Below are 11,931 nucleotides of genomic sequence, written 5' to 3'. Positions count from 1 at the left end.
CATGTCGTTTTCGGGGAAAATAAAAGAAGAACTCGCAGAGCATGTCGCGAAAGCACGGCATTGTAATTTGGCAGAACTGACTGCGATTTTACATATGTGCGGGGAATTTGAAGAAGATAAAAATGGTATATGTACGATTAGATTCCGGTCAGAAAATTATCTGGTAGCGAGAAAGTGCTTTACATTAATGTCAAAAACATTTAATATAGAAGCTGACATCGTAGTCCGAAAGAATATGACGAATGGAAGCACAAGTTATTTTATGCGTTGGGCAGGGGAGGAACTGTTGGCGGTAAAGAATGCACTTGTGCAGGCTGTATGCTGTAAGCGTGCTTATATCAGGGGGGCATTCATTGCAGCAGGATCGATGAGTGATCCGAGCAAGTCTTATCATTTTGAGATTGTGTGTGGGGAACTTGCACAGGCAGAGTATGTGAGAGATATGATCAATAGCTTTGACCTGGATGCTAAGATCGTAACGCGTAAGAAGACATTTGTCGTATACTTGAAAGAAGGATCCCAGATTGTGGATGTCCTGAACATTATGGAAGCGCACATCGCCCTTATGGAACTTGAGAATGTCCGCATTCTGAAGGAGATGCGTAACTCAGTGAATCGAAAAGTTAATTGTGAGACAGCGAATATCAACAAGACCGTATCGGCGGCCGTAAGACAGATGGAAGATATTGTGTATGTCAGAGATACAGTTGGCTTGGATTATTTGCCGGAAGGATTAAGAGACGTTGCCCTTACACGGCTTGAGAATCCGGATGCAACTCTGAAAGAGCTGGGGAGTCTTATGGCAGACCCGGTTGGAAAATCAGGGGTGAATCACCGGCTGAGAAAGATTAGCGAGATGGCAGATAAGTTAAGAGGTTAGTTTAAGGAGGATTTATATGATTAAGAAACCTGTTACACTTCAGTCAGACCTGGACATGGAGTCCAGACCAATCGCACATCTTGTGCAGGAGGCAAGTCAGTATGACAGTACGGTGTACATTGAGATGGACAACATGAAGATTAATGCCAAAAGTATTATGGGGATGATGGCATTACAGTCACACCAGCCGGGAAAAGGAACCAACCTTACTCTCATTGCTGAGGGAGACGACGAGGAGCAGGCTGTAAGTGGAGTGGAATCATTTCTGCTTGCACAGTAATCAATAACATACATAGATAATTGAGGAATCGAAAGAGGGCATCTCACATGCCCTCTTTTTGGAATATATTGTAAAACCATGGAGGAAATGTCAGATGAAAAAGCTTCTATTTGTATATAATCCACGTGCAGGAAAAGAGATGCTAAAGCCAAGATTGTCAGATGTTCTTGATATCTTTGTGAAAGCGGGATATGAAGTGACAGTGCATCCGACACAGGCATACAGGGACGCTTATTATCAAATCAAGGAATACGAAGTTGGCAAATATAATCTGATTGCGTGTAGCGGTGGAGATGGAACGATTGACGAGGTTGCGACTGGAATGATGAAGCGCCGTGAGATGGGAAAAGATGTTGTTCCGGTAGGATATATTCCGGCAGGAACGACGAATGATTTTGCCAAGAGTCTGCACATTCCGAGAAAACCCCTTGCGGCAGCAGACAATGCGGTGAAGGGAGTTCCATTTCCGTGCGACATTGGAAAGTTCAATGACAGCGTATTTGTTTATATTGCAGCATTTGGAATTTTTACAGATGTGTCTTACGAGACAGATCAGGCAGTGAAAAATGTACTTGGTCATATGGCGTATATATTGGAAGGCGCAAAGAGAATCTTTAACATTCCTTCCTATAAAATTAAGGTGGAGCATGACGGGGAAGTTATCGAGGACGAATTTATCTTCGGTATGGTGACGAATTCTCGTTCCGTTGGCGGCTTTTCTAATATGGTCGGGAAAAATATAGTATTTGACGACGGACTGTTTGAAGTGACACTGATCAAGACACCGAAGAATCCGATTGCTTTGCAGGAGATTATTGCAGCACTCCTGATCGAGCAGGTGGATACAAAGCATATGTACACATTTAAGACAAAAAAAATTACCTTTGATTCTGTTGAAGAGATTCCGTGGACACTGGATGGAGAGTTCGGCGGAGAACAGGATTATGTGGAAATCGAGAATGTTCAGAAGGCAATGGAGATTATGGTTCCGGAGAATCATGTACTGGAGCTGAGCGAGCAGAAAAATAAAATAGAAAGAGATTAAATAAGTGGAGACTAGAGAAAAATTTTCATCAAGACTGGGATTTATATTAATGTCCGCAGGCTGTGCAATTGGTCTGGGAAATGTATGGAGATTCCCGTATATCACAGGAGTGTACGGAGGAGGAGCATTTGTGCTTCTGTATCTGTTCTTTCTTTTGATTTTAGGACTTCCGATCATTGTTATGGAGTTCGCGGTTGGCCGTGGAAGCCAGAAGAGTATTGCAAAGTCTTTTAATGAACTGGAACCAAAAGGAAGTAAATGGCACATTTACCGCTATTTCGGAATTGCGGGTAATTATCTGCTGATGATGTTCTATACGACAATCGGCGGCTGGATGCTTGCATATTTCGTAAAGATGGTAAAAGGAGATTTCGTAGGAGCTGACACAAAGCAGGTGGAGGCGATTTTTGGAGAACTGACTTCTAACAGAAATGAAATGCTGTTCTGGATGATTTTGATTTCCGTGCTGGGGCTTATAGTGTGTTCTATGGGACTTCAAAATGGTGTCGAGAAAATGACAAAATTCATGATGTCCAGTTTGTTTGTAATTATGTTAATATTGGTCGTTCGTGCAACGACACTGGATGGTGCGGTAGATGGATTGAAGTTCTATCTGCTTCCGGATTTTGGTAAGATGGCCGAAAATGGATTTAAAGAAGCGGTGTTTGCGGCAATGGGGCAATCATTCTTTACTTTAAGTGTCGGAATTGGTGCACTGGCAATCTTTGGAAGTTATATTGGAAAAGAGAGAAGATTGACTGGAGAGGCAATCAGCATCACCGTTCTGGATACGGTTGTAGCGCTTGTTGCAGGTCTGATTATATTTCCATCCTGTTTTGCATTTGATGTAAACCCGGGTCAGGGACCAGGACTTGTATTTGTGACACTGCCAAATGTATTCCGTGAGATGGCTGGCGGAAGAATCTGGGGAGCTCTGTTCTTCCTGTTCATGTCGTTTGCAGCATTTTCCACGATCATCGCAGTGTTCCAGAATATTATCCAATTCGCAAGAGATATGTGGGGGATTTCTTTGAAGAAATCTGTTCTTATTAATGGAGTTCTGCTGATTCTTCTTGCGGTGCCTTGTGTTCTTGGAATGACAGACTGGGCAGGATTCTCTATAGGTGGAAAGAGTATTATGGATATCGAGGATTTCCTTGTAAGTAATAACCTTCTGCCGATTGGATCACTGGTATATCTTTTGTTCTGTATGACAAGATATGGCTGGGGATGGGATAATTTCATAAAAGAAGCAAATACCGGATCCGGAGTGAAATTCCCGACACATAAAGCCATCCGGTTTTACCTGACATTTATCCTGCCGCTGATCGTGCTGTTTATATTTGTGCAGGGTTATTGGGGCTTGATCGCAGGATAGGACATAAAAAACGTAGTTTTAGATTACGATGTCGTACAAACAATGGTTTTGCGCCGACCGAAACGGAGTGTAGACTTGCAGAGGTGCATCGGAATGTCAGATGCGCCCCTACAAAATGTCGGAATTTGATGAAAAAATAAAAAAGTTTAAAAAAATTGAAAAAAGTGCTTGCATTCTTGGAAAACCTTTGCTATACTAAGCAAGTACCGAACGCGAGGGTACAGAAAAAACATAAAAAACTGATATGGCTCCGTGGTCAAGCGGTCAAGACGCTAGCCTCTCACGCTGGAATCAGGGGTTCGATTCCCCTCGGAGTCACTAAGATCCACAGATTGTTCTGTGGATCTTTTTGTTGTATCCGTGATGAAACGAAGTCTGAGGAGTATTCACCTGGAAAGGATATTTTACAAAAGTATTAGTCCAGAAAACGGAAATGACTTATTTGAAGTATCAAAAGGCATAGAACTTAATTGTTAAAAATATGACGAAAATACCTCCGGATTGGCCGAATTTTTTGACAAAATCACATGTCTCCAGATACTTGTCATTTAGAATGTTATGGTCTATAATGAGGAAAGCAAAGGTAACAATTTAAATGGAGGAATTTAATATGTTAGTATCAGCAAAAGAAATGCTTGAAAAAGCAGTAGAAGGCCACTATGCAGTAGGGCAGTTTAACATCAACAATCTGGAGTGGACAAGAAGTGCGCTTCTTGCAGCAGAAGAGGCAAAATCTCCAATTATCCTTGGTGTATCTGAGGGTGCAGGAAAATGGATGACAGGATTCAAGACAGTTTCCGCTATGGTACAGGCCATGATCGAAGAACTGAATATCACAGTTCCGGTAGCATTACATCTTGACCATGGTACATACGAAGGATGTTATAAGTGTATAGAGGCAGGATTCTCCTCTATTATGTTCGACGGATCACACTATCCGATCGAGGAGAACATTGAGAAGACGCGTGAACTTGTGAAAGTCTGCAATGAGAAAGGAATTTCTCTTGAAGCAGAGGTTGGTTCTATCGGTGGAGAAGAGGATGGCGTAGTCGGAATGGGCGAGTGCGCAGATCCTAAGGAATGCAAGATGATCGCTGATCTCGGTGTTACAATGCTGGCAGCAGGAATCGGTAATATTCATGGAAAATATCCTGCAAACTGGCAGGGACTCAGCTTTGAGACTCTTGATGCAGTTCAGCAGTTAACTGGAAAACTCCCGCTCGTTCTTCACGGTGGTACAGGTATTCCGGATGATATGATTAAAAAGGCAATCAGTCTCGGTGTTGCTAAGATCAATGTAAATACAGAGTGCCAGCTTTCATTTGCAGAAGCTACACGTAAATACATTGAGGCAGGAAAGGATCTGGAAGGAAAAGGATACGATCCACGTAAACTTCTCAAACCAGGTGCAGATGCAATTATTGAAACTGTCAAAGAAAAGATGGAATTATTTGGCTCAGTTGGTAAGGCTGAATAAAGATTTAATTTATACTTGCCTTTTTCAGACGATTGGGTTATACTAACTGACATAGACAGAACAAAGGCGTTCCAATGTTGAATTGGAGTGCCTTTTCTGTATATATAAAAATAGTAATTGTTTAGTATTTGACAAACGGCGAGTATAAGAAAGAATATGGTATTGAATGATTACAATTTAAAATAAGTGAAAGAGAGGAAAGCAGGATATGAGCGAGCTGATTAATGTAGCAGAGATTTTCGGAGAAGACGTATTCAACGATACTGTTATGCAGGAGCGCCTTCCGAAGAAAGTGTACAAAGATTTAAAGAAGACGATCGAAGAAGGAAAAGAATTGGATCTTGCCACAGCAGATGTCATTGCACATGAGATGAAGGAGTGGGCAATTGAGAAAGGAGCTACACACTATACGCATTGGTTCCAGCCGCTGACAGGTGTAACTGCAGAGAAGCATGATTCATTCATTTCCGCACCGCTTCCGAGCGGAAAGGTTCTTATGAGCTTTTCAGGAAAAGAACTGATCAAAGGAGAGCCGGATGCATCATCGTTCCCATCCGGAGGACTTCGGGCAACATTTGAGGCACGTGGATATACAGCATGGGATTGTACATCACCGGCATTTGTAAGACATGATGCGGCAGGTGCTACACTTTGTATCCCGACTGCTTTCTGTTCATATAAAGGAGAGGCACTGGATCAGAAAACTCCACTTCTTCGTTCTATGCAGGTAATCAATGAACAGTCATTGAGACTGCTTCGCCTCTTTGGAAATACTACATCCAAGAAAGTCGTACCATCTGTTGGACCTGAGCAGGAATATTTCTTAGTAGATGCTGAAAAGTTCATGCAGAGAAAAGATTTGATCTATACAGGACGTACACTTTTCGGAGCAATGCCTCCAAAAGGTCAGGAGCTGGATGATCATTATTTTGGAACAATCCGCCAGAGAATTGCTGGATTTATGAAAGATGTAAATGAACAGCTTTGGAAAGTCGGAGTTTCATCAAAGACACAGCATAATGAGGTTGCACCGGCACAGCATGAGCTTGCACCAATCTATGCTGAGGCAAATGTGGCTTTGGATCACAACCACCTTGTAATGCAGACGTTAAAGAGAGTTGCATGTCAGCATGGTATGAAGTGTCTGCTTCACGAGAAACCATTTGCAGGAGTTAATGGATCTGGTAAACATGACAACTGGTCACTGACAACGGATGATGGAAAGAATCTTCTGGATCCAGGTGATACACCTCATGAGAATATCCAGTTCTTACTTGTACTTACATGTATTTTGAAAGCTGTTGATGAGCACGCAGATCTTCTTCGTGAGTCTGCAGCTGATCCGGGAAATGACCACAGACTTGGAGCAAATGAGGCTCCACCGGCAATTGTATCTGTATTCCTTGGAGAGCAGCTTGAGGATGTCCTGAATCAGCTGATCAGCACAGGAGAAGCTACACATAGTCTTGCAGAGGGAATCCTTAAGACAGGTGTAGATACACTTCCGGATTTTACAAAAGATGCTACAGACCGTAATAGAACATCACCATTTGCGTTTACAGGTAATAAATTTGAGTTCCGTATGGTAGGATCTCGTGATTCTATTGCTGGACCGAACGTTGTACTTAACACAATCGTAGCAGATGCATTTGCAGAGGCATGTGATGTACTGGAGAAAGCAGATGACTTTGATCTTGCAGTACATGATCTGATCAAGAAATATGCGACAGAGCATCAGAGAATCGTATTCGGTGGAAATGGATACTCTGACGAGTGGGTTGCAGAGGCTGAGAGACGTGGACTTCCGAACATCAAGTCTATGGTAGAAGCTATTCCGGCACTGACAACAGATAAAGCAATTAACCTCTTTGAGAAATATAAGGTATTTACAAAGGCAGAGCTTGAGTCTCGTGCCGAGATCAAATACGAGAACTACTCAAAGGCAATCAATATTGAAGCTCGCACAATGATCGATATGGCTACAAAACAGATCATTCCTGCAGTTATCAAATATACAAAAGAACTTGCAGATACAATCAATGCTGTAAAGGCAGCAGGTGCAGACGTTTCCGTACAGTCTGAGCTTCTGACAGAGATTTCGGCTCTTCTTGTAGAGAGCAAGAGCGCTCTGAAAGCTTTAACAGAAGTTACAGAGAAAGCTGCAGAGATGGAAGAAGGAGAAGAGCAGGCCAGATACTATCACTTCACAGTTGTGCAGGCTATGGCTGCGCTTCGTTCACCAGTTGACAAACTTGAGATGATCGTAGATAAAGAAGCATGGCCAATGCCTTCCTACGGAGATCTGATGTTTGAAGTATAAGATAAATGTTCCGATAGCAGAGTACAGGAGATTGTAGACTGCGGAAACTTTAGAAAGAATTAAGGATTTTATAAGGACCTTGGACTTGGAATGGACACATCTTTGTGCTATTCTAGGCTCAAGGTCTTTTTCTATGGCATTTGAGTACCTGATTATGGATTATTATATCAGCTGGGAGATGACGCGCACCTCGCAGCAAGAATGCCGAGGCATTCTTGAATTACTCAAATGATAGAAACTTGAAGAGTAATGTTGTATGGAGTAGAGATGCATTGTGGATCTTTAAATAATAAAGTGTGAAGGTGTCTGGCTCGCTCGTGATACATAATAGAAAAGATTAAGTGTTAATATTAGATATAAGAGATTAAGGAAGGAGATGGAAGATATGACAAAAAATGAATTCCTGGAGGGGCTTAGAAAGGCTCTTGGTAATGATCTAGATCGTGAGACTGTGCAGGAAAATGTGAATTATTATGATGGATATATTAGTGATGAAGTAAGTAAAGGCAAAACTGAGGAAGAGGTGACGGCGGAGCTTGGTGATCCGTGGGTGATTGCACAGACAGTGATTGATGCAGAGGAAGCAAAGCGCGGAATGAGCAAAGATGGCAGCGCCTATACATCTTCGGGCAGCGGATATAACGATCCAGTCTATGGTGATGGTGGAGATTATACGAAAGAAGATTACGCAAGCCAGAATCAGGAATACCAGACACATGTACATGCATTTGGCTTTGATACATGGTGGAAGAAGCTTCTGTTAGTGCTTGGAATTATTGGAATCATCGTGCTTGTAGTTTCAATTGTAGGAGGAATTATAAGCCTTCTGGCACCGATATTAATTCCGCTTGTGATCATTATGCTGATTATCAGACTGATTGGCGGAAGCGGCCGGCGATGGTAAGCGAGACAGGCAGCTATATAAATATGATTTATATATAGAAAATATATGAAATAAGAAACAGATATTCCGACGGGGTTAAAATCAAGCCTGCCAGAATATCTGTTTTTGTTTGGAAAAATAGGGCAAAATAAAAGACTGATAGGGGAGCTATCAGTCTTTTGAGGGGAGTATAAATAATTAATAAGGGGTTGTAGAAAGTTGTGCTTCCTACGAATTCAAGTATAATATAGGAATTTCTAAAAAGCAAGATAAAAATGAAAAATCTTAAAAAAACCTTAAGTTGAGATTAAGATGCAAAAATATAAAAATAAAACTATTTTACATCACATAAAATTCGGATGCCGGGACATACTAATTTTGCAGCAAAAAAGATTAGGAGGAATTAATATGGCTAAGAATTACAGTTCATCAAACAAAAACAGTTACGGCGAGGATAGTTACAACTCAACAAACAAGAACAAAACAAATTCAAGTATGGGGGATAAAAACGCATCTAACAAGACTTCAAACAAGAATGCAAAGAATTCTTCAAACAAGAATGCATCTAACGCATCTGACCGCAACTGTCATGATGAGAGTGACAGATACTAATCAGAGCTGATGATCAGCGTGGTTTGCAGGTATACTGTGAATTTTGCTGGCGACCGGGGGCATGCCATAAGGCATGTCCCTGTCTGTGTTGCCGGGCATATGAAGTGATAATGATCGAGAAACTGCCTGAGATATTTGAAAATATTTTTTTAATATTTTTTGTTGAGTCTGACTTACGGAAATGATTGACAGTGCCCGGTAATAAAAGTAATATGAAAGAAAAACTTTTTTAATGCAAATGATGATTTGGAGAGATATATGAGAAGAATGGAATTGATTGCTCCGTGCCATTTTGGACTGGAAGCAGTGCTAAAACGTGAAATTATAGACCTTGGATATGAGATTTCGGAAGTGGAAGACGGAAGAGTCACATTTATCGGAGATGAGGAGGCTATATGTCGTGCAAATGTGTTCCTACGTACGGCAGAGCGTATTCTCATTAAGGTGGGGAGCTTTAAAGCAACAAGCTTTGAAGAGCTGTTTGAGGCAACGAAGAGCCTTCGCTGGGAAGAATATATTCCGAGAAACGGAAAATTCTGGGTTGCGAAAGCTGCTTCGATAAAAAGTAAGCTGTTCAGTCCGTCAGATATTCAGTCTATTATGAAAAAAGCGATGGTACGCAGACTTCAGGAGTATTATGGCATCGAATGGTTCCCGGAGGATGGAGCATCTTACCCGGTACGTGTATTTTTAATGAAAGACATTGTGACAATTGGAATTGATACTTCAGGAGTATCTTTACATAAACGTGGATATCGAGAAGTGTCTGGAAAAGCGCCGATTACAGAAACGTTGGCGGCATCACTTATTATGCTGACACCTTGGAATAAAGACCGGATCCTGGTAGATCCATTTTGTGGAAGTGGAACATTTCCGATTGAAGCGGCTATGATGGCAGCCAATATTGCTCCAGGAATGAATCGTTCTTTTACAGCTGAATCTTGGATGAATATTATACCGAAAAAGGTCTGGTATGACACGATTGATGAGGCAAATGATTTGATTCAGGATGATGTAGAGGTGGACATTCAGGGATACGATCTGGACAGTTCTGTAATTAAGATCGCAAGACGCAATGCCAGAGAGGCGGGAGTGGATCATCTGATACATTTTCAGGAAAGAGACGTTAAAGATCTGCATCACCCGAAAAAATATGGTTTTGTGATTACCAATCCACCGTATGGTGAACGATTGGAGGATAAAAAGGATCTTCCGGCTCTTTACAGAGCATTTGGTGAGAGCTTTAAGCATTTGGACAGCTGGTCTGCCTATATGATAACTTCTTATGAAGAAGCTGAACGATATTTTGGACGCAAGGCGGATAAGAATCGTAAGATTTATAATGGAATGTTGAAGACCTATTTCTATCAGTTCCTTGGACCGAAACCGCCAAAAAAGCCGAGGGAAAAGTAGGAAAAGCCAGAGGAGAATTGAAGATGGACACAATTATATTTGCGACAGGTAACAAAAATAAAATGATAGAGATCCGTATGATTCTAGCAGATCTTGGCTGCAAGATCTTGTCCCAGAAAGAAGCCGGAATCCAGGCGGATGTAGTAGAGGATGGACAGACATTTGAAGAAAATGCGTTAATTAAGGCGACGACGATCGCGGATATTGCACGGAAGATGCCAGAGTATAAAAATGCAGTTGTTCTGGCAGATGATTCCGGGCTGGAAATCGATGCGCTGAATAAAGAACCGGGAATCTATTCGGCACGCTATATGGGCGAAGATACGTCTTATGATATTAAGAACCAGGCGTTGATAGACCGGCTTGAGGGAGTGCCGGATGAGAAGCGTACGGCAAGATTTGTATGTGCGATAGCGGCGGCGCTTCCAGACGGAAGTACGGAAGTTGTACGAGGAACGATGGAAGGTCGTATTGGTTATGAGATCACAGGGGAAAATGGATTCGGATATGATCCGATCTTTTATCTGCCGCAGTTTGGCTGCAGCAGTGCGGAACTTGAACCGGAGAAGAAAAATGAACTGAGCCATCGTGGAGAAGGACTTCGCAAAATGCGCAAAGTATTGGAAGAAAAGCTGGAAAGCAAATAGAAGATATAACCAGACGAAAGAAAAGGCAGCTAGAAGAATACAGTAAAAGAAAAGACAGGAAGACAAAAGAAATATGAAAATTGTGATAGTAAGTGATACACATGGTTCCAGAAAGAATATTGAAAATGTTTGTGAGTGTAATCCGGATGCGGATATGCTGATCCATCTTGGTGATGTGGAAGATGATGCAGATTACATAGAAGCTATTTTTGAGTGTCCAACGCATATTGTGGGTGGAAACAATGATTTCTTTTCAAGACTTCCGAGGGAGGAAGAATTTGAACTGGAAGGACATCATATCTTTATTACGCATGGACATGCATATTATGTCAGCATGGGAGAGGCGCATTTGCAGGAAGAAGCGCGCCGCAGAGGTGCGGATATTGTGATGTATGGGCACACACATGTGCCGGCACTTACAATAGACGCTGATCTTGTGACGCTGAATCCGGGCAGCCTGACTTATCCGAGGCAGCAGGGACGACAAGCTACCTACATGGTGATGAAATTAGAAAAAGGAAAACAGCCTGAAGTAGAGCTTAAAACTGTGTAAAGATATGAACTCAATAAGTCTGGAAAGCCCGATTTTACGGGCTTTCCGAAGTATGGAAGATACTTTGAAGAATTTTTTTGAAAAAAGTTTAAAAAAGTTGTTGACATATAGAGGGGGCTTATGTATAATACTATTTGTGTCACGGAGATAACGACACGGAAACAAAAAACGGGGTGTGGCTCAGCTTGGCTAGAGCGCCTGGTTTGGGACCAGGAGGTCGCAGGTTCGAATCCTGTCACCCCGATTGATATGCGGGTGTAGTTCAATGGTAGAACACCAGCCTTCCAAGCTGGATACGTGGGTTCGATTCCCATCACCCGCTTTCTTAAAGCCTGAAAGCTTTGAGAGCGGTTCTGGTAAAGAATGAATCGAAGAAAACAATTAATACGCGGGTGTAGTTCAATGGTAGAACACCAGCCTTCCAAGCTGGATACGTGGGTTCG

11 protein-coding genes and 3 tRNA genes are annotated in these 11,931 nt (G+C 42.0%); all 14 read left to right on the top strand.

The features are described 5' to 3' along the window. Nucleotide 1: 1 nt before the first annotated feature. The 14 genes from whiA to LI149_RS08155 all read left to right on the top strand — a co-directional run bounded on the left by whiA (nt 2) and on the right by LI149_RS08155 (nt 11,810). Nucleotides 2-880, top strand: a complete 879-nt coding sequence (whiA, locus tag LI149_RS08220; RefSeq protein ID WP_173790246.1) for a DNA-binding protein WhiA — start codon at nt 2-4, stop codon at nt 878-880. A gap of 16 nt (nt 881-896) precedes the next feature. Next, nucleotides 897-1,160, top strand: coding sequence for an HPr family phosphocarrier protein (locus LI149_RS08215; RefSeq protein ID WP_005338598.1), 264 nt, complete (start codon nt 897-899; stop codon nt 1,158-1,160). A gap of 94 nt (nt 1,161-1,254) precedes the next feature. Further along, complete coding sequence (locus LI149_RS08210; RefSeq protein ID WP_173786286.1) at nt 1,255-2,205, top strand: diacylglycerol kinase family protein; 951 nt, start codon at nt 1,255-1,257, stop codon at nt 2,203-2,205. Between the two features lie 4 nt (nt 2,206-2,209). Further along, a complete protein-coding gene (locus tag LI149_RS08205; protein ID WP_040015378.1) occupies nt 2,210-3,583 on the top strand; it encodes a sodium-dependent transporter in 1,374 nt (457 codons plus the stop codon). 246 nt (nt 3,584-3,829) lie between these two features. Next, nucleotides 3,830-3,901, top strand: a tRNA-Glu gene (locus LI149_RS08200). Nucleotides 3,902-4,193: 292 nt separating this feature from the next. Further along, nucleotides 4,194-5,060 carry a class II fructose-1,6-bisphosphate aldolase gene (fba, locus tag LI149_RS08195; protein ID WP_117494471.1) on the top strand — a complete coding sequence of 289 codons (867 nt, stop codon included), beginning with the start codon at nt 4,194-4,196 and terminating at the stop codon, nt 5,058-5,060. 208 nt (nt 5,061-5,268) lie between these two features. After that, nucleotides 5,269-7,380 (top strand): glutamine synthetase III, encoded by a 2,112-nt coding sequence (locus LI149_RS08190; protein WP_173786285.1) that lies wholly within the window; start codon nt 5,269-5,271, stop codon nt 7,378-7,380. 385 nt (nt 7,381-7,765) lie between these two features. Further along, the gene (locus tag LI149_RS08185; protein ID WP_227143192.1) at nt 7,766-8,284 is read left to right on the top strand and encodes a DUF1700 domain-containing protein; all 519 of its coding nucleotides are present in this window, start codon (nt 7,766-7,768) and stop codon (nt 8,282-8,284) included. Between the two features lie 387 nt (nt 8,285-8,671). Further along, nucleotides 8,672-8,875: a hypothetical protein gene (locus tag LI149_RS08180; RefSeq protein WP_227143191.1), complete on the top strand. Its 204-nt coding sequence runs from the start codon at nt 8,672-8,674 to the stop codon at nt 8,873-8,875. Between the two features lie 258 nt (nt 8,876-9,133). Further along, on the top strand, nt 9,134-10,288 hold the full coding sequence (locus tag LI149_RS08175; protein WP_117494474.1) for a class I SAM-dependent RNA methyltransferase: 1,155 nt from the start codon (nt 9,134-9,136) through the stop codon (nt 10,286-10,288). Nucleotides 10,289-10,311: 23 nt separating this feature from the next. Continuing rightward, a complete protein-coding gene (gene rdgB, locus LI149_RS08170) occupies nt 10,312-10,935 on the top strand; it encodes an RdgB/HAM1 family non-canonical purine NTP pyrophosphatase (RefSeq protein ID WP_005331974.1) in 624 nt (207 codons plus the stop codon). Between the two features lie 73 nt (nt 10,936-11,008). Beyond that, nucleotides 11,009-11,488 (top strand): metallophosphoesterase, encoded by a 480-nt coding sequence (locus LI149_RS08165; RefSeq protein WP_005331976.1) that lies wholly within the window; start codon nt 11,009-11,011, stop codon nt 11,486-11,488. A 169-nt stretch (nt 11,489-11,657) separates the two neighbouring features. Next, nucleotides 11,658-11,732 (top strand) — tRNA-Pro (locus LI149_RS08160). A 7-nt stretch (nt 11,733-11,739) separates the two neighbouring features. Next, a tRNA-Gly gene (locus LI149_RS08155) sits at nt 11,740-11,810 on the top strand. The last annotated feature ends 121 nt before the right edge of the window (nt 11,811-11,931 follow it).

The organism is Dorea sp. 210702-DFI.3.17, assembly GCF_020560825.1.
Classification (GTDB): Bacteria; Bacillota; Clostridia; order Lachnospirales; family Lachnospiraceae; genus Dorea; species Dorea formicigenerans.
Note: the sequence above shows the minus strand (reverse complement) of the source record. Positions and strands in the feature narration are given on the sequence as shown.